The sequence below is a fragment of the Peribacillus sp. Bi96 genome, assembly GCF_918698115.1.
GTDB lineage: Bacteria > Bacillota > Bacilli > Bacillales > DSM-1321 > Peribacillus.
The window spans coordinates 75075-98258 of record NZ_CAKKLV010000015.1; the positions used below are offsets into that span (position 1 = coordinate 75075).

Here is a 23184-nt window from a genome sequence, read left to right on the forward strand (position 1 = left end):
GCCATTTAGCTCCCCTTGCCAAATTCATTTTACAGATCTCTTTTTTTAGCTTTGCTCAGTTGAACAAAGGTTAATATTTGACGGTTTATTATAATCATGTTAAGAAATGCATTCAACTCCAAGCAGGACAAGACTTGGAGTTGAATGCATTTTTAATATATGAGCCTTCGGTAGACATTCAAATGATATGCATCTAAGGCTTTTAGGAATTGAGAACGTTTTCTTTTTAACGTTTGGCAACTCGTCAAAAAAACTAGAAAAAGAGAGATAAAGAAGAAGGAAATTGTTTGCATACCTATAACATAATATACTTTTTAAAGTCCCTCTCTTAGTTAATGATCTGACATTACTGGAAAATCGAAATATTATCTCCTCTTATTCCTGCATATGCACCGCGGCTTACTAACTGTTTTCTTTCAGGATGAACAAGTAGCCATTTATTTTTCATGAATAATAGCTTATCCTCTTCTGTTCTTTTTTCCAAGTCCTCTTTTAATGGTTCATTTGTTCCGGATGGCAAAATAACGATGGTCTTAAAACCATCATTATTTACTTTACACGGCGCAAAATGTAATGTCGTACTATATAATTCCACGGCAGTTCCCTTAGGTATAAAGAAAGCTGTCACATTATTAGAATCATAGATATTGTCTTGAATATCTTGTACCTTTCCTAAGAGAAGAACCAGGTCTGTCACAGCGATGTTGATTTCACTGCCTTTATGATATTCTAAACCATTTAAAGTTGAGTTAGGACCATTACAATATCCAATTTGTATCGACATCTCACCATAAAATGCTGTTTGAATTTGTTCATTCACTCTCTTATTTTCCATATTTGCAACAGAGGCAATATATATATTTTGATCTTGAGGAATTTCTGTATCTTCCATATAAGTTTGTAACTCATGGAAATCATATCCCTTGATTATTTTACCGTATGGGGTAAACGTTCTATCTTCAACATGAAAAAAAGAAACGTGTTTATTAAGCCCTTTTATCGTTTCGAATTTAGACAAAGCCATTCGCCTCATTTCTTCTCTATAAAAGGCCCCTCAAAGAAAAACCTATGAGGTACCCTTCATCGCTATCTATTATTTTAATACGGGTACTTCCGTTATTGTGTTATCCCAAGCATTGCGGAATTTATCTAATCCATAATCAGTAAATGCGTGGTGGAAGCTTTCCTTATAAACATCGAAGCCACAAGTCACGATATGAGCACCTGCTTTCGCAGCATCAACCATTTGTTTACCGTTCCGTAATGCAGCCACAATAATTTCTGTATCAAAATTATATGTTTTATAGATATTTACGATGTCTTGAATATATTGAGTTGTGTCATCTCCGCTATTTTCTTTCCATCCAACAAAAGGTGATACAAAACTAGCCTTAATTCGGGCAGCCTGTAAGGCTTGAGACGGAGAAAAAACAAGCGTAACATTCGTAGGAATACCTTCTTTTTCAAATTCCCTCGCAGCAATTAAACCAGGCTCTGTACATGGGATCTTAATGACGAAATTAGAAGATAATTTTGCAATTTTAGTTCCTACTACAACCATTTCTTTTGCATCTTCTAAATGAGGATTAATCTCGACTGAAATAGGAAAGTTTTCAACTCCCTTAAATTCACTTCCTAGTTCATCTAAAACTGTTAGGAATGGTTTACCACTAGTCATTATGTGACGGGGGTTTGTTGTCACACCATCAATTGCCCAATTTTTATATGCATAACGAACTTCCTCAAGAATAGCACTATCCAAAAAATATTTCATAGTTTGTTCCTCCTTGTTATTAATTTAAACATAATAATGTTTACCTAAAACATCATTACCTTTAACATTATAATAAAAAATAGACTACAATATTTCAAGCTTTTTATACAGATTCTAGTAAATATCTTTTTATACAATACCGCCAGTCTGTTTTTACGATAGAAGCACACTTGGAATTTTTACTCTAAAAACATACACTCTATCGGTTCAAAAATGGCAATATCCTAACATAACAGGTCTTCAAATGGTTAAATCCTACAGTCTTACTCTTCACTTTTATTTTACATAGGTACACCGGTTTTACGGTCATTAAGATCTTTTACGATATTATTGTATTTTTCATCTGATAGTTTATAAAATATTCCCATTACAATAATAGTTGCCATGGCTAAAGTACTTGGGTATATGAACATTAGTCCTCTAATCCCTTCAACTACATTAGCATTTTGCACTGCATTGGGAACATAACCGACCAACCCTAAAACAATCCCTGGAATAAAACCCGCGAGGGCCTGAGATAGTTTGCGACAGAAAGTAAAGAAAGAATAAACCACACCTTCAGATCTGTTACCTGTTTTCCATTCTCCATATTCAACTGCATCAGAAACAAATGCCCAGTTTAAACTATTAACAAATGAACTTCCAAAGAATGCAAAACAAGCTAAAATGATAAATATTACTGCGTTATCAGCAAAAAGATAAGCTAATATATCGCCAACTGCCCAAATTGCACAACCAAGTATATACGTGTATTTTTTTCCTAACTTTTTAACCATAAACGGAACTAATGCCACACCAATAAACACACAGCCAATGCTAAAAAAACCCATGTAAGGAACGATAGAAACATTTTTTAATACATATTGACAATAATATACTTGTACTGCGAGCTTCACATTAAACGCTGAAAAGGTAAACAAGTTGACTAAGCAAAGTATCAGAAGAGGCGTATTTTTTAGAAGCCCTTTATAACTATCACTTAGTTTTACTTGCGTTTCTTTTGGCTTCTCATATACATACCGTTCTTTAACATTCGCATAACAATATATTTGAAATAAAACACCTACAAATGCAAATATCGATACAGCTACTATATATCCAGTAGATTCACTATCAAAAAGTAACACAATAGGCATAAACCCAACTGTAGTAACAAGTAAGCCAAAGTTTGCACCTGCTTGTCTAAATGCAGCTAACTCTGCTCTTTCTACAGGATCTTTGGTCATAGCCGGAACCATTGAACCGTAAGGGATATTCGAAATACTATAAATGGTTCCAAAAGCCATATAAGTAGCATAAGCCCAAATCATTTTTCCTGTAAGTGAAAAATCTGGATTAGTAAAACTCACGATTGTAATAAGAGCTAGCGGTACTGCTGTGTAAAGTATAAAAGGTCTAAACTTTCCTTTAGGACCAATTTTTTTTCGATTATCAACCCAAGTACCTACAGTAATATCGGCAAAAGCGTCCCAAATTTTTGTAATTAAAAAGATTAGTCCAGCAGTTGCAGAAGGCAATCCTAGTGCATCGGTATAAAACTTAAGCAAATATATTTGACCTAAATCAAACAAAAAATTATTTCCAACATCCCCCATTCCGTAAGCGATTTTTTCCTTAAGTTTTAATTTCTTAGAAGTTTCAACTGGACGTTCAACGTTTTGAATGACTGATTGTTCCATAAGTTCTCTCCTTTTAGAGACCATTTTTATAATTCAAGAAATTTCCACTTGGATATTTGTAAATAACCCTTCATAAGAAATGCAGACACTAAAAAATTCCAGTTAAAAAATCTTCACGGCATAATCTCCCTTCTATTTTAGAGATAAGATTACTATCTTTTTTGAAAAAGTTACTATGTTTTTATTATATTATGAAAACGCATACAAAATAGCAAGCCTTTTCCATATATTTTTTTCTGTTTAAAAAAATATATCCTATAGTAAAAGTATACAAATATACTTCCATACTCTACCGAATCTTTCGTTCATCAGATTTTCCACCTACACATAGCTTCTTCTTTTTTTTAATATGCCTTACCTATTAGTAAGGTGTAAATTCAGTTTTTATCTTTTCAGAATTTTTGATTATTTTAAAATCTTCACTTGTAATTTTGTAAACGTATTCTTATAATAAACAAAGGTACTGATTTTTATTTAAAGGTAATTACGTTTAGTGTGCATAATGTTGCAATTTGCCCTCAAACTTTCAGCATTAGCTTAGTAATTGCCTATCTTTCCTATAACGCTAGCAAGTGTATTTTACACCTTCTTTTGGAATACCAAAGTAAGTAATCAGAGGGAAAAACTCGTAAAACTTGATTAAAAAATAGGGCATTACACGGAGGTTATTGATATGAGTACAAAAAGAAAAGAATTAAACAGTAACTTTTTCTCAGGCTTTTTAAATGTTGATTACTTATCTGAAGAGGATAAATACATTTATAAAAGTGAACAACAAAAATATAAATTCAACGTTATTGGTGCTGGAATGATAGGACATGAGCATATTAAAGTAACCATGTTAGAAGGAAGAGCCACCATCCATGGTATTTATGATATAGATAAGAAAAGTATTGAAAATACGAAAAGAATGTTCTCAGAAAACTTCCCTGGCCACGATTTAGTAGAATATCAGAGTCTAACGGACGCTTGTCATGATCCACAAGTAGATGGACTAATTATTTGCACGCCAAATTATACCCATCTTGAGATTGTGAGAGAAGCTGTCAAATCTGGTAAACATATTTTACTGGAAAAACCAATGGCTACTAATTTAGAAGATGCATTGGAAATTAAAGAACTTGCTGATGATTATAAAGGGATATTTCAAATTGGCCTTCAATATCGATACAAAGCCATTTATAATGAATCGATTCATGAAGCAATCGAGCGAAAATCCATTGGTGACGTTAAAACAATTAGCATTGTAGAACATAGGGTTCCATTCCTCGATAAAGTAAATCAATGGAATAAATTTTCTAAGTATTCAGGCGGGACATTAGTTGAAAAATGTTGTCATTACTTTGACCTTTTAAACTTATTTGCTCAATCTAAACCATCTTACGTATATGCAACTGGAGGAAGCGCTGTCAATTTTACTGATTTTGAATATAAAGATCAAAAATCGGATGTTATTGATCATGCTAATGTCAATATCATTTATGAAAACGGTGTTAACACGAATTTTAATTTATGTATGTTTTCTCCTATGTTTTATGAAGAAATAACGATATGTGGAGATGAAGGAAGACTGAGAGCATATGAAAACGATGATTTTTTACCAGTAAATAGACCAAATACACACCTAGAAGTATTAAGTGGTGAAAGTAAACCTACAAGAATCTCCACTCCTTGTTATCCATCTGTTATCCAGAGCAGTGGGCATAATGGGGGAACCTATTATGAGCACAAATACTTTATTGATAATATTGAAGGCGTATCCACAACAACTGCAACTGTTGAAGAAGGCTTTTGGTCTATTGTCGTCGGAATCGCGGCAGAAGAATCCATAAAAACAGGAAAAGTAGTATACATTGATGAGTTGTTAAAAAGCGTTTATAAAGGGAAAGCTATAGTCTTCTAATGAATCGAATCTAGTAGGGGTACGTCTTAAGCACAGTCCTCTCCCCACAGTATGTAAACTATGGTGTATGGCGTTAAAGATCTACAACTCACCTTTCTGTATTTGTGTTCATTCTCGGTGTAAATGGGAGCATGTAAAATGCACAGTATCCTTTTCGGATATTGGAGCATCTTACATGCTTCTTCCCTTTGAATTCCGGGGTAAGCCGATACTTAGTTTTGTTTTCCCCTCATTCCACCGTAAGGCACTCACTCTAAATCCTATGTGCAAATCAATTTTCTAAACTATGTTATCAACAAATATTTAAGTTGTTCCGCCCCTTTGAATTTAACCATGAGACAATTATAGCAAAGACGGGTATTTCCATATCGCTGACTGTCCCCCCTTACATAGAAGAAACTTATTAAAAAGAAGCTTTTATATGATATAAAAGCTTCAGACAGTAGACAAACTCGATAATAATTGAGTTTGTTTACATTTTTTTAGGTTTTTAAAATTTGCCCGTTGATTTCCCCTCCAGGCACTCGCTTTCCGCGGGCGGTCCGGGAGACTTCTCGGTGCCTTTGCTCCTGCGGGTCTCCCTTGGACGCGCTTTTCCCACTGGAGTCTCGCACACCCGATCCAATCAACTTGTTTTTATAATTTAGATAGAATCCCTTTTGTCTACAAACTCATAATATCTACTTACTTGTTCAGGATTGAATTATTGGGAGGACTCTGATTAATCATCCTCTAACATTTTTTGATCATAAATATATATGGAATTCCACTATTTTTTTATAAGACCATCATAAAAATAATAGGCAAAGTAGCAAGACTTAACGAAGTACTAATTAGTGTCGTACTTGAAACAAACTCTGGCTCTGTATTGAATTGGAGAGCGTACATAGTCGTATTAGCTGCTGTTGGCATTGCAGCCATAATAATCATAATTTGTTTAACCATATCATCTACAGGCAAGAAAAGTGTTAGCATATAAGCAATGGCAGGTGAAATCGCAAGTTTGACAATGAGCGACCACGAAATCTTGGCTTTTGCTAAATGTTTTATTGATATTCTAGCAAGCTGCATTCCTAGTACGATCATTACTGTAGGAATAGCTGCATCAGCTACTAAGCCTACAGCTTCTTGTACGGCGCTGCTTAATGGAATATTCAATAATTGAAAAGTAGCGCCTAAAAGTCCGCCATATATAGTGGGCATACGTTGAACTGCCCGAAGCGCTGAACGTATACCATTACCTTCTGGACTCCCTTTTGCAGCATAATACACCCCCACCGTACACATAACCAATTGTTGTATCACCATTAAAATGATGGCAGATTTTAGTCCGGTAGCACCGAAAAGTAATAAGACAACGGGGGTACCATAGTTTCCATTGTTCATAAAAGACGACGCCAATATCATCCCACATGTCTCAGGAGTCGAATATCCGTGAAAAAAAGCAATCATATAAACAACTGCAATCAGGGAAAAACAAAGGACAAATGTGTAAAAAGTAAGATATAAATAATCAACGTTAAATGGTGTTGTATAAAAAGTTTGAAATACTAGAACGGGAGACATGATGTAAAGCGCCATTGTTGAAATTGTCTTTGTATCAAATCCGATTTTCTTTTGTCCAATAAATCCGATCGCAAAAATACCGAAAATAGGTAGGAGAATAGTTAAAAACTCCATCTTTGTCACCTTCATTACCTTTTGTTTTGTCATATGGCTAAAGGAAAGACCTAGATTCTTTCCCCTCTAGGTCCTTTTTTAATAAATCATACAATTATAAATTTATGACAATAATACGTTCTTCCGTCATTTCTTCAATTGCATATTTCGGACCTTCTTTTCCATTTCCACTCTTCTTCACGCCACCATAAGGCATATGGTCGACCCGATATGCTGACGCATCATTAACAATCAGCCCGCCCACTTCTATTTCACGCGCTGCTTTCATTGTTAATTGTAAATCGTTCGTGAAAAGTCCAGCTTGTAAACCATAATCAGAATCGTTTACTTTAACGATTACTTCGTCTATCTCTTCATATGGTGCAATGGACACAACTGGCCCAAACACTTCTTGACGGCAAACTTTCATGTCATCATTTACATTCGTTAAGATTGTAGGAAAATAAAAAGCGCCATCACGTTTGCCGCCTAACTCAACCTGTGCACCTTGTTCTACTGCTTCTTTCACCCATTCCTCTACCCGCTCCGCTTCAGTAAGACGAATCATAGGTCCGATATCTGTATTTTCATCCAATGGGTTACCAACTACAAAATCTTCTGTTTTTTCTATTAACTTAGCAACAAAGGTTTCATAGATATCGTTATGAACATAGATACGTTGGACTGAGATACAAACTTGTCCTGCATTGTTAAAGCTTTTTTGTGAAACTAAAGTTACAGCTCTTTCCAAATCAGAATCTTTATGAACAATGGTGGCTGAATTGTTTCCTAATTCAAGAGACACTTTCCGTAATCCCGCCTTTGAACGGATTAATTCTCCTACCCGTGGGCTTCCTGTAAAAGTAAACATGTTAACATCTTGATTTTCTAGCAACCATTCACCAACTTTTGCACCATCACCAGTCAGCACTTGAAGGCGTCCCTTTGGTAGACCAGCCTCTTCCAATAGGCTTGCCAGTTTAATGGCACAGATTGGGGTTACTTCGGCTGGTTTTAAGACCACACTATTGCCAGCAGCAAGTGCTGGTCCGATTTTATGACAGACCAGATTTATAGGTGCATTAAATGGGGTGATAGCTGCAATGACCCCAACCGGAACACGTACTGTAAAGGCCATGCGATTCTCTGAACCTTGAGCTGATTCAACAGGCACACCTTCTCCATGAATACGCTTTGCTTCTTCTGCTGATATTTGTAAAGTTTGAGCTGAACGATCTACTTCTCCACGTGATTCGCGAATGGACTTCCCAACTTCAATAGTTAAAATTCGAGCAAATTCTTCACGACGCTCAATTAGCAACTGAGCAGCTTTCATTAATACCTCATATCGATCATATGGTGAAAAATTTACTTTTAGCGCTGTTTTTGCACTTTTTACAGATTTATCCACATGTTTTTTTGTGGCTACTGAAATTTGAGCTGCGGGTTCTTGCGTATATTTGTTTAGTACGTTCATTGTTTCTGACGTTTTCTCCCATTGACCATCCACATATAAACCATATTGCTTAACTAGTGTTCCATTCGTCAAATCTCTCCACTCCCTAAACGTATTAAGATTTATCTAAAAAGGTCAATATCATAATGATATTTATCACTACGATATTTTGTTATCGTAAATTCAAGTGGTTTATCATCAAATCCAAAGCTTAGCCTTGTCATTTCAAGCAAAGCTTCACCACCGCGAATGCCAAGTAAATCTGCTTCATAAATAGTTGCGTTGATTGCACAAATTTTTTCTTTCGCACGTTTTAAAAAAATTTCGTTTTCCTCTAGAATCTCATAAAACTTTGCACTATTCAGGTCATGTTTTTCAATTATTTTACCAATATGCCTGGGCCAACATGAGCGTTCAATGGCAATGGGAACATCATCAGCGAAACGGATCCTTTCAATTACAAAAACTTCTTCTCCCTCTGCTAGTTGGAGCATTGATGTTTCGTAATATAGATTTTTTTTAAAGTTTGCACGCAGTAATTTTGAATTAGGTGTCAAGCCTCTCTCTGTTACTTCTTCTGCTAACCCCTTTAGTTTTCCTAAGCTCCCACCAATAAGAGGTTGAGGCTTTACAATTGTTCCCCTTCCTTGTTTTTTCTCCAATAATCCATCTTGTACAAGAATGGAAATGGCTTGCCTTAAAGTGGTACGGCTAACATCAAATTCTTGCATCAACTCTTGTTCCGTTGGTATCAATGCGTTTGCCTTCCATACTTTTTCCTGAATGCGCTTAACTAAAATGTCTTTTACCTGTAAATAAAGAGCCACATTTTTATTAGCATCTATCATATTTTTCACGTTGTCCAACCCCTTTAAGCTAGTATATAGGATAAATTATATATCATTAACTAGCTATTGCTGTAATGGTGAGATACTGTTTTCTTATACATATACCTCGGTCTCTAATTGAAGGATACGTCCCAATTCAATTAGATGTTCCGTTACATCTCCATAAACTAGTGCAAAGTGAGGCTCATATCCTGCATGCATAAGTTTGTAAAGTGTGTCCATTACATCTGTTTTTAATTCCACTTCCACAGATGTTCCTGTAAACGGCTGCTCTCCATCCAATGCATTTCCTTTCATGACTAAAAGACGATAGCCTTCAGGTGTATGGCTTACTCTAAAGATCGTTACTACTCCTGCTTTCAAACCAAAATCCATTGCAAAGCCTATTTTCCGATTTGGATGTACACCGACTGTTGCCCCTGTAGTAGGATTGGCAAGAGAATAAGCTCCCGCACCACAATGCCAAAATACAACCGAATTTTTTGCTTCATCTACATGGACTAAATCTCCTAAATAAGGTGCATTTCCACCAGCTAATTCACGTAAAATAAACATAGAAACCGATCCATGAATATCTGATTCACATGATGTTACCATTCCGTCTTCTGTGAATTGGGATAGAGTCGAACACGGAGCTGCTCCCAACTCGTTAAAAAAGTCCGGCCAACACCGCATCGCCAATGCGTTCAATTCTTGTTGCTGGATATGTTTTTTTATGTACGTTGAAAATTGAGCGAACTTCGTAACGGTTTCATCATTACGATTCAATCCAATTACTTGTTTCTCAGCACGGTCAATTTCACCGATCCACTCTTGTTCTGGGAGTTCCACACAATGTGTAAACGCCTCTTGTAAATCAATCTTATGAAGTGTAACCCCAAGTGCTGTTTGCAGTTCTCCTTCATTAGATTGTGAGAAGAAGAAACCTGGTGGATATTCACCTACCACGCCTATTTTCAGCTCACTTAATGCCTTTAGAACACGCATAACATCAAATTGTCTTAGTAAACGCTTTCTTAAAGCATCTTCATCTGGATTCCCGAATACAAAAGCAAACGGATGTTGATGATTCCGCAGTACATTACTTGTACTGTTCCCGCCAGTTAATGAATTGAGGCGTAATCGTCCTCCAACACTCGGTTCGCGAACTGACCAAACAATGACAGGCTGCTTGAAATACTCCAATACCTTGACCATAAACTCTCCATCTGCAAAAGTAACACTCTGATATAAAACCGTATCGAATTTCACATCTTTTATGGAATCTAAAAAATCTTGAAGTTCCTCAACAGATGTCACGGTTTGTTCTGGTGCTACAAGATGGCTGCAGCTTTCTTCCAACCACTCCATACTTTGCTTACGATATATTTCAGCTGCTTCAATATCAAACGTTTTTCTACCTATAGGTAAATATAAAACGACCGTGTTAAGCATGTACGAACCCCCTCTTATCCATGATGTTAATTCATTATAACCATTATAAAATACATAACTACCTTTATCAATAAAAATATACTATTAAAAATTGAAGGTATTACTTAAAAGGGGTAAAGATTGATGTTCCAGTCGTTCACTTGAATTAATAGGTTGGTCTTTACGGAAGGATTGGTTAAACGATTGCCTGTTTACATCTCTAGTTAATTCCCAATTATGTTTTCACGCAAAAAAGAATGGGCCCCCTTTTGGAAGTCCCATACTTTTGCGGTTCAACTGTATGATCATTACGGGATATCATGCCCCATGGAACTTGTTAAAATGTTGAACCATTGCTCTTGTTTCATACTTAGGTTTAATGAATCAATGGCGCTATCCAGGCGTTCTTTCTTGCCGGAACCAACGATTGGAATGATTTTTGCAGGATGCTTCAACAGCCAAACATACATGACTTCATCTATTCCATTAGCCCCTATTTCTTCTTTTACGATTTCTAACGTTTTTCTTAAGCGGACAGCCTTTTCATCCGATTCCTCAAAGATGCTTCCTCCTGCAAGCGGTGACCATGCCATCGGCGCCACGCCCGTTTGCTGACATAAGTTCATGGTTCCATCTTCGAAGTTTTCAAGATTATATGCAGAAAGCTCCAGTTGATTCGTCACAAGTGGATATTCAAGATAAGATTGAAGCATATCCCATTGCGTTTTTTTGAAGTTCGATACGCCAAAGTTACGGACCTTTCCTGATTCTTTTAATTGATTAAACGCCTCAGCCGTTTCCGTCGGGTCCATCAGGGGATCAGGACGATGGATAAGTAATAAATCTATATAATCCGTTTTAAAATTCATAAGAGATTGTTCAACAGACTTTATTATATGGGTTTTACTAGTGTTATAATGGTGACTTTTATGAGAAGGACGGTTTTCTGATTGAAGTACTATGCCACATTTCGTAACAATCTCCATTTTATCGCGTAAAGATGGCTTTAATGAAAGAGCCTTCCCAAAAATCTCTTCACATGTGTAACTACCATATATATCGGCGTGATCATATGTAGTGATACCTCGATCCATACCATGTTCAATAAGTGATAGAATTTCTTCGTTAGAAAATTTCCAATTTGCTAATCTCCACATACCGTGAACAATGCGTGAAAGACTAAAATCTTCAGTTAAATTGACTCTTTGCATGCCTTTTCTCTCCTTTTATATCATGATTGACCTTGCTAATAAGTTGTTTGTTATGGCTTACCTATGTTAATGCTTTCTGTCCTGATTATCCTTCATAATCATACTGGTTAATCTGTGTCAGTATCATTTGTTACTGCCATGAGCATTAGTATAATTTAAAATTTCGGAGATTCCTAATCTTGAGTGACCCTTTTATGCCATAACTCTTTAGCTTAGGTTCATGACCTAAACTATAGAAATATAACGCCACCTTGTCGTGCAATTTCACCCGTTATGTCCATAAGAAAAAGGCTGCCGTAGCAACCTCTTAAATAAGTACTCATTCCCCTAGCAGCATGATCACTTAGTTAGTTCTTTTGTGTTTTCTCGTGTAATTCCACGATTTCTTTCGCTAAATCTTTTGTGGTCATGGAAGTCATCAGATGATCTTGAGCATGGATTAAGAGCAATGGAATTTCGAATTCTTCACCATTCACTTCTTGTTGGATCAATGCCGTTTGGATTTTATGTGCTGCAACAAACTCACTCTCTGCTTCCTTTAGTTTTTCTCGGGCATCGCTTGATTTCCTTTGTTTTTGCAAGGCGATAGCTTCCATTGCGCAACTGCGGGCATTTCCGCTATGAAGAATTAATTGAAATGATAATTCAGAAAGATCCTCTTTTGTTTTTGTCACATTAACACCCTCTTATATTTTGATAGTATGTTATTTTGAAATTAATTGGATAGCTGTTTTCAATACTTCTTTACCGTTACATGATCCATAATGCATCGGATTTATCGTGTCTACCGGTACCCCTTTCTCATCACCTATTTTCTTTATATCATTAAGTAAGTAACGAACCTGAGGACCTAAAAGAATAACATCCACTTCATTAATGTGGTTTCTTACTTCCATAGTGGCTACGGCCTGTATTTTCACGGTCATTCCTTCTTCCGCTGCAGCTTTCTCCATCTTGTTAACCAATAGACTAGTAGACATTCCTGCAGAACAACATAATAAAATATTCATTTCTCTTTCCCCCTTAAAAATTTTCTTACTGGATAGTAAGCAAATGATTATATTTAAATCTCGTTAGAGTGGTAAGTCGTGTAGACTATTTAATCAATCTGAATGTGCCCCACGGTTTAATGTAATCCAGTAAAAAATGTTCTTCTTTTACAACTTGTGCGACAACATTTTTTCGTGCATCCAAAGGCATATCCCGTAAAATGACTTGAAGTTCCCCTTTGTATTTCCCGAAAGAATCATTACCAATGAAAACGGATCCTTTCACCTGTGGAATACTCTCCCGAATTGCAAAATCTTCATTCGCATATTTTTTCCGAACTTCCACCGAACGTACCATATACTCACTGATATCACCACGGCGAAGGTGTAATTCATCCAATACAACCTTATGCTCGATTGAAGACGCATCCGAATGAAGCTCCACTTTCAATTCGATCATGTCACGCTGTAAGGAACCAAGCATTCTCAGTTCCGCTTCACTGGCGTATGCGTTTCCAATGATTACATCATCAATTAAACCAGTTGCCCACAGGTGCTTAGCTTGTACATCAATTGATAGGTCACGATGCTGTTCTAATGTGCATAAACCATCATTAATGCTCCAGGGCCCTATATCACCAGTTTGTGAAGTAACAAATGCCGCTGTTTTAATGCCGTTTTCTTTAAAACGTTTACTGCAGGAAATGAAGAACTCATAAGGCAGACCCGTAAATTTTTGTGGATAAAAATTATGACAACCGATGATTTGATTTTTATTCCCTTGGTGCGTCAGAATATTCGATAAATAGTCGACATCATTGCTCATATTCAATTCGATTTTCAATCCATAAGGATTATATGTCATTTTAGCTTCTTTCAAGCCATCGAAGCCAAGGTCAAGACGAACACCGTCAGCTCCCATTTCTGCGAAAAAACTCAAATCATCATAACTGATGCCAAACTTGTCGAAAACAGCTGGAGCAACATCAAGAATGACTTCCATATGTAATGATTTCGCATAAGAAATAATATTATTATACTCTTCCAACACAACTTCAAGAGGTTTTGAAACCGATAATAAACACGTGAAAATTCGTTCAAAACCATAACCATGGGCAAGTTTAATATATTGCTTGTCTTTATCCGGTGTAGAGTGTTCAGGATAAATGGAAATACCTAATCTTCTCATAAGCTATCATTCACTCCTTTTCTACTTTCTTTCCATTGAGCCCGCTTAGCTTGTAAACCCATTAAGTAATCACGGTAGCGGGAGGATACCATTACAGAACAAATAATCGTTGGTACAATGACTATCAAATAATAAGTCGACCCCATTGCGCTGAACAAAAAAATAGAAAAGCCAATGATTAAAATAGAGAGGCCAACCGATTTCCAGGGAGTTAATTTTTCACCTAGACTGGTACGGGAAAAAATGATTTGGGCTCCTACAAATGAAAGGATTGCACATATTATTTCAAGCATATTTAATGTCCTCTTTGTTTTCCTCTGGTCTATCTTCTATTTTATTTTCATCACGCAAGTGTTGCTTCTCGAACATCTTGAAAAATGGAAAATATATCATTAATGAGATGAAGAAATTCAATAAAACAAGAACCCCGGCCATGATTGTCCAATCTGTACTGATTACAGCTGCAATCGGACTAAACACCGTAAACGGCAGCTTTGCCATGATCATTGGTATTAATCCCAATTGAAAGAACGTATATGAAACGATGACATTAACCAAAGGTGCAACAATGAATGGGACCATTAATATAGGATTCATAACGATAGGTGCTCCAAAGATGACAGGTTCATTAATATTAAAAACCCCTGGAACAAAGGACAGTTTACCCAGCTCTTTCAAATATTTCGATTTTGAAAATAAGAACAATACAACGAGCGATAAAGTCGAACCTGCACCACCGACCCAGACGAACCATTGAATGAATTGTTCGGTAAATAAATTGGGCAAATTAGCTGCATTACCTGTTCTCGCAAATGTATCCATATTTTCAAGAATCGCCGAATCCCACATTGGTCGTATGATCGGCCCTAATATTGCAGGCCCATGAATACCCAGTGACCAAAAGAAAACGATGAGAAAGACAGTAAGCAGACCACCTATTAAACTATTTCCTACCAATAAATTTTTGAGAGGAGATACCAATGTAGTGATAATCGAATTAATGTCAAAGCCTAAACCATAGCGAATGCCCCAGAATAAAAGGACGACGACTAATGTTGGAATCAAAGCTGCAAAGGAATTCGAAACCATTGGCGGAACACTTTCCGGTAATTTAATTTTGATATCACGTTTAATCAGAAAATGAAAAATTTCTACGGAAATCAATGCTGTCACAATTGCTCCGAATAAAGAAGCTGCACTCAAAGAGCTGATTGGTAACCAACGCCCTGCTTCAATGACTCCTGGAACAGTTTCCATGACTTGCGTAGGCACAACGCATGTAATTAAAAAAGCTAAGACTGATAGAAAGCCTGCACTGAGCTGATCTAATTTATAATGTCCAGCAAGAGCTGACCCGACCCCAAAAGCTGCATATAAAGCCATCGCTCCTACTGTAAACCGAAACGGAACATCTAAAGCAGCACGATAAGGTGCTATCCATTCATCATACCCCTCAATTGGAAAATTCAACAAAATAACAAAGAATGATCCAATGATCGTTAAAGGAAGCGTTGCTAGAACGCCATGTCTAATAGCTAGTAGATGTCTTTGTGAACCAATTTTGTTTGCCACTGGCAGTACCTTAGCTTCGAGAAACCCCATAAAATTATTCAATAACTTTACCCCCTTTTTTATTTATAGTCTGAAAAAACACAAAATTACAATAAATAAACATTATAACGTTATATTGATTATGTCAACATTTTTTTTACCTATCATAAAATCAGTGTGGAACTCTTTAATAAGTCGTTCTAAAAGATCTTATCCAGATATTAAGCCAGGTAAGATTAAGGGGATAAAATGTATTAAAGAGTAATCCACCTCGTGACTTTCCCTATATATCAAGTTTTACTGTTTTAAGGATGAAATCTGGGGACAGTGATACCTTCATACTTAAGAAGGACTACTAGCTATACAAAAGTAGAAACTAACAATGCTCGTTGAATTTAAAGAAATGGGATGATGACATTTTTAAAGGGGGATAATCGTTTCTTATGAGGGATAATCGTTCTTCAAGACAAAGTGGAGCAGGATCATATTAATTCGGTAACAGCAGCTATCATTCGATTAGCCATGGATGGTCTTTATTAATCAGAGCTTTTTAATATAGCTCCGTTAGATGATCATTTACGTGAAACAGTGATTCAGCAACTAATTGTGATGACAAAATAGTATAAAATCATCTTCAACTTTAAGTGATATTAACGAAACTCTACTTTCTCTTTTAATATTGGGACTTCGGGTTCCAATAAGCCACTGCAAACACTCACATTTGTTTAACTATAATTATAGTTATATAATAGATAAAACGACTTAAGGTGGAACGACTTATTCATTCCGAAACGAGAAAACCATTAAACATTACGCTCAATCCTTATTTAACTAATAGACTCACCAATCTTTCTGAAGATAGAAATATCCCCATAGAAAGACTCATGGAAAAAGCTGTAGACTTGCTGCTTGAATACATGGAAGACAATGAGACCGTTAATGCACAGGTGAAATTCAGTAATAACGAAGCGATTGAAAAGAATAAAGAAATGATTGAAAAAAGCAGAGATTTTATTAATAAAAAACAAGCACTTAACCTCTAGGTAAAGTGCTTGCTTCAAACTGTAGACAAACTCGATGAAAATCGGGTTTGCCTACAGTTTTTTATGGCTTTTACAATGTAAACGTTGATGGAACGTAGGCTACTCGCTTTCCCGCAGGAGTCACATACCTTCCGTTCCAATTAACTTTGTTTTAACATTTGGATAGAACTTCTACGGATGCTTTCTATACGCAAGAACCATTTGAAATGGATCACATTCAAGATTCTCAGATATCCCACTCCGGATTCCAAACCACTTCCCACAAGTGGCTATCTGGGTCTTGAAAGTGTGCAGAGTATCCTCCCCAGAATGTATCGTGTGCCGGATCAGTTATGACCGCACCCGCTTTTTTTGCTTGCTCCACCACGGTATTCACTTCTTCTTTGCTGGCTACATTGTGACCAATGGTAAATTCTGTAGAACTTGTTGGAGTCAAAGCAACCTTGGCCTCATGAGCAATATCCTTTCGATTCCAAATGGCAAGCTTTAGGCCTGATTGTAAGTCGAAAAAGGCAACGGCGCCATGCTCAAATTCCTTGCCAATTATCCCTTCTGTTCGAAATCCAAGCCCATCACGATAGAACTCTAGCGATTTTTCCAAATCATCTACACCTAATGTAATGACAGTAATCCGTGGTTTCATCATATTGCCCCCTTCATGCTTTCTTCATTATCATGTATTCCCAACTTATCAAAAACTGATTCGGAACGAAAGAAATGAAGTACATTCTTAAAAAGTATTATTTTATCTGCAGCATTTTCTTTGTTAAGAAAGAAGTCCTGACTGTTGTTGAATTTCTTTGATTTATACGCTAGGTGATATCGTCTATTTCCTGCAACAATTCCTTTTTAGAAACAGGAAAGCCCTTTAACTTTCAAGCTTCCTTTTCTTGTTCAAGAGCCGCTTGAATTCCCTATCCAATTCCTCTTTTTCCGCTTCATTCATAACCGTGGACAGTTTCCCAAGTGTATCGAGGATTTGCACTTCTATCTTAAGGAGTTCAGCCTTTTTGTCTTGATGTTCAATTTCTTCCGTATCCAATTTTATTGGTTCTTGGTTGATGACTCTAACTCTCGAAGGTTCATCTTCAAAAGAAAGAGTATGTGTTGCAAGTGATTGAATCAATGAACGATCATGAGTCACAAAAACAATGGTTCCTGGATATGCTTTTAACACCTCGGTTAAAGCCTCTTTCGTGCTTATATCCAGGTAATTTGTAGGTTCATCCAAAACCAGTACATTATAGTTTCCCAAAAAAACTTTTGCTAGCGAAGCCCTGACTCTTTCACCACCGCTTAAGAGTGATACTTGTTTGTAAACATCATTTCCTTTAAAGGCTAATCGGGATAATACCGTTCGAACAAAGGCTTGATTGTACGGACTATCCTGCAAAATATTTTCAAGCACCGTTTTATTTTCGGTCAAATTTTCTTGTTGTTGTGCAAAAAATCCTATCTTTGCCGGCTTCGCTACATTTAAATCCGCTTGACGATCGACTATCTTTTTCAATAACGTCGATTTGCCTGACCCATTTTGCCCATTGATGGCGAGCCTGGATTTTAGGGGGACATCTCCATAGATATGCTTCTTTAGTATGTTAGACCCGGCTTTCAGGGAACAGCCATTAAATCGAATGACCCTTTTGCTGTGTAAAGAGGGAAATTCGGAAATATCAAAGATGATAGGAGTATTTTCCCTAGGTTTTTCTTTTTTTGCTAACTTCTCGATTCGAGTTTCGATTGCTTCAGCAGACCGGTTCAATTTCGCCTTCTGTTTCCCGGAACTCCTCTTATGAAGTCTTGCTTCCGAATTCCCCATTCGTTTAGGGGCTTTCCTAATGGAATCCGACTTGGTCTGTAAGTTTTGTGCAGCCTTCTTCAACCTATCCTTTTCGCGATGATACTCTTCATATTCCTTAATTTCCTTTTCTGTTTTTGTCTGCTTTTGTTCGGTATACGCTTCGTAATTCCCTTCATATACAGTAACCTTACCTTGATCAACTTCCCAGATTGTTGTACATAGGTGATTTAAGAATGCTTTATCATGGGAAGTGAGCAATATAGCTCCATCAAAAGACATCAGATCCTTTTCCAGTTGTTCAATTCCGAATACATCTAAATGGCTTGTAGGTTCATCTGCAATTAAGACATCCGCATTGGATGTCAAGGCTGCAGCTATTTTTCTTCGGGTGCGTTCGCCGCCGCTTATCATTTCTTGATCCTCATTGGGCAAGTTCCAAATACTCGCTAACACTCCACTTATTTCCTGTTCAGTTTCTTCTAGCTGTGGGATATAAGTGACCGTTCCAAAGTTCTCTATGTGACCGGAATCCGGTTCCTTAACACCTGCTAATATTGAAAGCAATGTCGTTTTTCCTTCTCCATTTCTCCCAACAACGCCAACACGATCATGTTTGTAAAGTTGGAGTGAATCAATGGAAAGAACTTCACGTGACCCGTAGCTTTTCTTTAAATCACTGGCTTTTAAAAATAACATAAAAAATCCCCCTCTAATTTTTAGAGAGAGATCGCCTGCTACTAAAATATACAAAAACTAAACATACCTCTCCTGTTTTCGCTGACAGAAAAAGTATTTGTATATGAATTAGTACCTATAAACGAGCAGACGAATCCCATCTCTAAACATAATCATTAAAAATTTCACATGGGTAAGAAGTTGATTGTTCAAATGAAAAAGTGACGCGTACTAGCATTGAACATACCTGACCATATACACCCATTGAAAAATATTTAGATTTACTGTTTTTTGATAAGATTACTGCTTCATTGTATGAGGTACCTATTCCTTCCAATGTAATGTGTTTATGATTGCATTTTATTCTCTTGTTGTCAACCCTTATTTTTTTAATGACCAATTCGGAAAATATATTTTTTGTGGAATGAAGGTATTCTCATATACATGAATCCCCTTCCATAAACCATTTATTTGTAGTAATCATAAAATTAATTGGGTTCAACATGAACATGAACATCGTACACTCCATGTTCTTTCATCATAACTTTTTCTACGTGTGTCGCAATATCATGAGCTTCTTTAATATCCAATGTGGAATTAACAAGAATCACAACATCAATCACTTCATTATTCCCATAATTTCTCCCTTTAATTTCTTTTATCCCCTTAACGCCTTCCACATTTGTAATTACACCCTTATAAAGATGAATTTTATCTTCATCAAATCCATCAGAAAGTTCATGAGAGGCTTGTATAAATATCTCCCACGCAGTTTTGCATATTAATAGTCCAACAATGATGGCAGTTAAGGGATCCAGCCAAGGCATGTTAAATTGGGACCCAAAGATACCTATGGCTGTTCCTATACTAACCCATGCATCGGATATATTATCTTTTGAAGCTGCCATAACAGCTTTACTGTTAATTTTGATTGCAAGCTTTTTATTATATCGGTATACAAAATACATAGCTATCGCAGATAAAAAACCCACATATCCCGCCAATACGTCAGGTGATTCCTCTCCACCCTTAAGCATGGAAGTGACAGCATCTATTAAAACTTGTACACCAACGGCAAACATAATGAAGGAAGCTACCATAGAAGCGATCGTTTCACTTTTCCAATGACCATAACCATGATCTTTATCGGGGGGTCTTTGAGCTAGCCTTAATCCAATCAGTACGGCAATGGATGCGATAATATCTGTGGTATTGTTCAAACCATCCGCTTTTAATGCCTCTGAGTCACTTATGTAACCTATAACCAGTTTTAAGATAGATAGACAAATATAAGCAATTATACTAATGATTGCACCACGTTCGCCTAATTTGAGGTCATTATATTTTTGTTCTTCCATTCAACTTCCCCCCACAATTAAGTACATGAATATAATATCAACTTTAAATTGGGTGGGTCTATAGCAACCTTTTTGTACCGTTTTATATAAGTAAGTAATAGGTAACTATGTTGCATAGGGGAAACTGTCTGAAAAGAGTAAATATATGAAGTTTTCAATAAATCAAAATCATTTGAATGATGTTCCATTATATATTTTTCACTTTTTTCTTAAGGTAAGCCCCTTGTTAAACTTTAATAAATTTTATCCAAGACCAACGAATTTGAAAGTTACAACACGTTTGAACTTTGTTTGTTGCATAAAAAAAGGGTTGTACAATTTGGACGTTGATTGGAACGTAGGGCACTCGCTTTTCGCGGGCGGTCCGCCCTCGGCTTTCGCCTGCGGGGTCTCCCTTAGACGCGCTTTTCTAAGCAGGAGTCTCGTACCTTCCGTTCCAATCAACTTTGTTTTAACTTTTAGATAGAACCCTTATGCCTAGAGTCTTTTTTGTTTTAAAATAGAAGTATTAAAACTTGAGGTGATAAGGATGCTTTCTAAACATGATTCTATTCAGCGAGATCAACTTAAAATGATTACTTTAGATCAACTGGTGCCACCGAACCATTTGGTTCGTAAAATGGAGGCTGCCATTAATTTCACTTTCATTTATGACTTGGTGAAAGATATGTATTCAGAGGTAGGATGGCCAATTGGACATGGAAGGTCCAAAAATGGCCTAACATATTGGGCTCGTAGAGCCCCAATCTCTTAACTTTAGGCGAAAATTCAAAAGGGATTTCAAAAGGGGCTCGGAATTTTTTAATTCCGAACCCCTTTTGTCTACAAACTGAGGGCTGCCAACGCAACCCTCACTATTTATTAAAAAGCACTCCTGTATGTAGGAATGAAGTTTTTCGGACAACTCGTATTCTCTTAGGTATATATAATATTATACGTGGATTTAATCACACTGTTTGGATATTGTTTCATTTCAACTAAATCTAATTTAAGACAAGGCTTTACGCTTCCAAATAGAGGTATACCTTCACCGATAATGACTGGATTCACTTTCAGCACCAATTGATCAATGAGTTTATGGTTGATTAACGTTCCAGCCAGTTCTCCTCCCCCACATAACCATAGCTTACCGGTCCCTTGCTGTTTGAGGTTTTCAATAAATGCTACAGAGTCACCTTGGATGAGCTCTACTTCCTCGTTCGATTCGAACTGAAGGGAATTTGAAAATATATAATGCTTTATCCCTTTATAGCCAGGTTCACCCGGCTTAGCTCCAAAATGAAAACCAAACTCATATGTTTTTCTCCCCATCAACACTGCTTCATATTGCTGAATATCGGATAAAAAATCCGGGACATGTTCCCCTTCAAATAAGAAAAGTGATTGATTAATATTCCCATCTACAATCCCTTGGTCCGCAATGAAATTGTCTAATGAGACTGCAACATGATAAACCAATTTCCCCACTTTGTCATCCCTCCAAGTACATTCTATTCGAGCGCCATTCATGGCTTTAGTAGAAAACTTGTATCATATAGCCATATCCATTATTTTTTTTATGTGGTCTTCTTTTGCTTCAATATCCACTTGAGTACTTAGGTATTTATTCAATCTAAGGAATTCTGGGAACATACCTCTCATCGTTTTCATGATTTCATTTGAATTACGGCCACAATCCCAACCTGTCAAAAGGAATAATTGCATTTCATTTAATTTACTTCTTTTACCCTCGATTTTCGTCCATACCCCATAGGGCCCATCTACATGTTCTTCCATTTCCATATACCAACCAGACACAATTAGCCACCGTATCCTATCAAGATTAGAAAGTGCATAAAATATTTCCTCCCTCATAACAGCTCTGTAAGTTTCATGAATAAAAGCAAGCAGCTTTCCTCTCCAATGCTCAACTTCATCTGGTGACGGTTTATAAACTAGTTTTCCTGATTCCTGAATAACATAACTCATCATATTAAAAGGATCATATAGTACTTCAACCTCTTTTAACCAGATGGATGGTATAACTTCCTTAGGTAATTGATATCAGCTATCCACTTTTACAAAGGTATCATAATGAGTGATGACATACGGTGAAGAAGGATTGTAGTCTTCGTGAAATGAAACAGTTCCCCAGTTATTGGCCCTATTTCTTTTTCCCTTTAAAAAATCCGCTATCCGTTCTGGCATGACAATGGTGTGCAAATCTATATCAGAGTAATTATCAAAGTTTCCTTTTGGTAATGAACCGGCTAGGTAAATTGCCAAAACATTAGGATCTGCTGATAAATCCTTTAATGCATTATTCAATAGAATATCGCGATGTTTTGGTAAAAATGCATCTCTTTCTATATGTTTACTGACAAATCCCACACATTAAAATTATCCCTTTCTTAGAAAAACCTACAAAACTATATATTCGTGGGGCAGGGAAAAAATCCCTTCTCCCTCTGAATTGTCCTATTGAATAGTAGTCGTTTCTTCGCATCTGAGAAATTTGCACACCTTCGCCTTTTTACATCGCTGGCTTCCATTCTGCTTCTTCCCGATAATGGGTTTTAAGCAAGATTTCCTTATAGGAAAATGCTGTATCCATGGTCTAACCGATGTGGTATTATTTTGAATATTAGGATAGAAG

At 36.6% G+C, this 23184-nt stretch carries 21 protein-coding genes and 1 pseudogene; 3 read left to right on the plus strand and 19 right to left on the minus strand.

Features of this window, described 5'->3' with window-relative positions:
- Positions 1 to 346: 346 nt before the first annotated feature.
- The 3 genes from LQ203_RS17880 to LQ203_RS17890 all read right to left on the minus strand — a co-directional run bounded on the left by LQ203_RS17880 (position 347) and on the right by LQ203_RS17890 (position 3453).
- Complete coding sequence (locus tag LQ203_RS17880; RefSeq protein WP_230159796.1) at positions 347 to 1024, minus strand: DUF4867 family protein; 678 nt, start codon at positions 1022 to 1024, stop codon at positions 347 to 349.
- A gap of 69 nt (positions 1025 to 1093) precedes the next feature.
- On the minus strand, positions 1094 to 1774 hold the full coding sequence (locus LQ203_RS17885) for a transaldolase family protein (protein ID WP_230159799.1): 681 nt from the start codon (positions 1772 to 1774) through the stop codon (positions 1094 to 1096).
- A 281-nt stretch (positions 1775 to 2055) separates the two neighbouring features.
- A complete protein-coding gene (locus tag LQ203_RS17890; protein ID WP_230159801.1) occupies positions 2056 to 3453 on the minus strand; it encodes an MFS transporter in 1398 nt (465 codons plus the stop codon).
- Positions 3454 to 4126: 673 nt separating this feature from the next.
- Between LQ203_RS17890 and LQ203_RS17895 the strand changes: the two genes are divergently transcribed.
- Positions 4127 to 5356, plus strand: coding sequence for a Gfo/Idh/MocA family oxidoreductase (locus LQ203_RS17895; RefSeq protein WP_230159804.1), 1230 nt, complete (start codon positions 4127 to 4129; stop codon positions 5354 to 5356).
- Between the two features lie 777 nt (positions 5357 to 6133).
- Here the strand turns inward: LQ203_RS17895 and LQ203_RS17900 are convergent.
- The 10 genes from LQ203_RS17900 to LQ203_RS17945 form a co-directional block, all read right to left on the minus strand.
- A complete protein-coding gene (locus tag LQ203_RS17900) occupies positions 6134 to 7036 on the minus strand; it encodes an AEC family transporter (RefSeq protein WP_230159807.1) in 903 nt (300 codons plus the stop codon).
- 94 nt (positions 7037 to 7130) lie between these two features.
- Positions 7131 to 8564, minus strand: a complete 1434-nt coding sequence (locus tag LQ203_RS17905; RefSeq protein WP_230159809.1) for an aldehyde dehydrogenase family protein — start codon at positions 8562 to 8564, stop codon at positions 7131 to 7133.
- Positions 8565 to 8593: 29 nt separating this feature from the next.
- Complete coding sequence (locus tag LQ203_RS17910) at positions 8594 to 9328, minus strand: GntR family transcriptional regulator (RefSeq protein WP_356714723.1); 735 nt, start codon at positions 9326 to 9328, stop codon at positions 8594 to 8596.
- Between the two features lie 84 nt (positions 9329 to 9412).
- Positions 9413 to 10753: a hypothetical protein gene (locus LQ203_RS17915; protein ID WP_230159811.1), complete on the minus strand. Its 1341-nt coding sequence runs from the start codon at positions 10751 to 10753 to the stop codon at positions 9413 to 9415.
- A gap of 287 nt (positions 10754 to 11040) precedes the next feature.
- Positions 11041 to 11943, minus strand: a complete 903-nt coding sequence (locus tag LQ203_RS17920) for an aldo/keto reductase family oxidoreductase (protein ID WP_230159814.1) — start codon at positions 11941 to 11943, stop codon at positions 11041 to 11043.
- Between the two features lie 347 nt (positions 11944 to 12290).
- On the minus strand, positions 12291 to 12617 hold the full coding sequence (locus LQ203_RS17925) for a PTS lactose/cellobiose transporter subunit IIA (RefSeq protein ID WP_230159832.1): 327 nt from the start codon (positions 12615 to 12617) through the stop codon (positions 12291 to 12293).
- 30 nt (positions 12618 to 12647) lie between these two features.
- Positions 12648 to 12953 carry a PTS sugar transporter subunit IIB gene (locus LQ203_RS17930; RefSeq protein WP_230159835.1) on the minus strand — a complete coding sequence of 102 codons (306 nt, stop codon included), beginning with the start codon at positions 12951 to 12953 and terminating at the stop codon, positions 12648 to 12650.
- An 85-nt stretch (positions 12954 to 13038) separates the two neighbouring features.
- Positions 13039 to 14121, minus strand: coding sequence for a MupG family TIM beta-alpha barrel fold protein (locus LQ203_RS17935; protein ID WP_230159838.1), 1083 nt, complete (start codon positions 14119 to 14121; stop codon positions 13039 to 13041).
- Positions 14118 to 14414 (minus strand): hypothetical protein, encoded by a 297-nt coding sequence (locus tag LQ203_RS17940; protein ID WP_230159841.1) that lies wholly within the window; start codon positions 14412 to 14414, stop codon positions 14118 to 14120. Before LQ203_RS17940 ends, LQ203_RS17935 begins: the two co-directional genes overlap by 4 nt.
- Positions 14407 to 15735, minus strand: a complete 1329-nt coding sequence (locus LQ203_RS17945) for a PTS sugar transporter subunit IIC (RefSeq protein ID WP_230159844.1) — start codon at positions 15733 to 15735, stop codon at positions 14407 to 14409. Before LQ203_RS17945 ends, LQ203_RS17940 begins: the two co-directional genes overlap by 8 nt.
- 704 nt (positions 15736 to 16439) lie before the next feature.
- Between LQ203_RS17945 and LQ203_RS27540 the strand changes: the two genes are divergently transcribed.
- Positions 16440 to 16715, plus strand: a complete 276-nt coding sequence (locus LQ203_RS27540; RefSeq protein WP_290370609.1) for a ribbon-helix-helix domain-containing protein — start codon at positions 16440 to 16442, stop codon at positions 16713 to 16715.
- A gap of 226 nt (positions 16716 to 16941) precedes the next feature.
- Here LQ203_RS27540 and LQ203_RS17955 read toward each other — a convergent pair whose 3' ends face one another.
- From LQ203_RS17955 to LQ203_RS17965, 3 genes are all read right to left on the minus strand, one after another.
- Entirely contained in the window at positions 16942 to 17358 is a 417-nt protein-coding gene (locus LQ203_RS17955; RefSeq protein ID WP_230159848.1) for a VOC family protein, read from the minus strand.
- A gap of 225 nt (positions 17359 to 17583) precedes the next feature.
- Positions 17584 to 19212, minus strand: a complete 1629-nt coding sequence (gene abc-f, locus LQ203_RS17960; RefSeq protein ID WP_230159850.1) for a ribosomal protection-like ABC-F family protein — start codon at positions 19210 to 19212, stop codon at positions 17584 to 17586.
- Positions 19213 to 19679: 467 nt separating this feature from the next.
- Entirely contained in the window at positions 19680 to 20549 is an 870-nt protein-coding gene (locus LQ203_RS17965) for a cation diffusion facilitator family transporter (RefSeq protein ID WP_230159854.1), read from the minus strand.
- 529 nt (positions 20550 to 21078) lie between these two features.
- Between LQ203_RS17965 and LQ203_RS17970 the strand changes: the two are divergent.
- A pseudogene (locus LQ203_RS17970) lies at positions 21079 to 21225 on the plus strand (IS5/IS1182 family transposase); the annotation flags it as partial.
- A 239-nt stretch (positions 21226 to 21464) separates the two neighbouring features.
- On the opposite strand, the gene LQ203_RS17975 reads toward LQ203_RS17970, so the two are convergent.
- The 3 genes from LQ203_RS17975 to LQ203_RS17985 form a co-directional block, all read right to left on the minus strand.
- Positions 21465 to 22016: a dihydrofolate reductase family protein gene (locus LQ203_RS17975; protein ID WP_230159856.1), complete on the minus strand. Its 552-nt coding sequence runs from the start codon at positions 22014 to 22016 to the stop codon at positions 21465 to 21467.
- Between the two features lie 63 nt (positions 22017 to 22079).
- Entirely contained in the window at positions 22080 to 22520 is a 441-nt protein-coding gene (locus LQ203_RS17980) for a hypothetical protein (protein ID WP_230159859.1), read from the minus strand.
- Positions 22521 to 22592: 72 nt separating this feature from the next.
- Positions 22593 to 22919 carry a hypothetical protein gene (locus LQ203_RS17985; RefSeq protein ID WP_230159861.1) on the minus strand — a complete coding sequence of 109 codons (327 nt, stop codon included), beginning with the start codon at positions 22917 to 22919 and terminating at the stop codon, positions 22593 to 22595.
- Positions 22920 to 23184 lie beyond the last annotated feature (265 nt).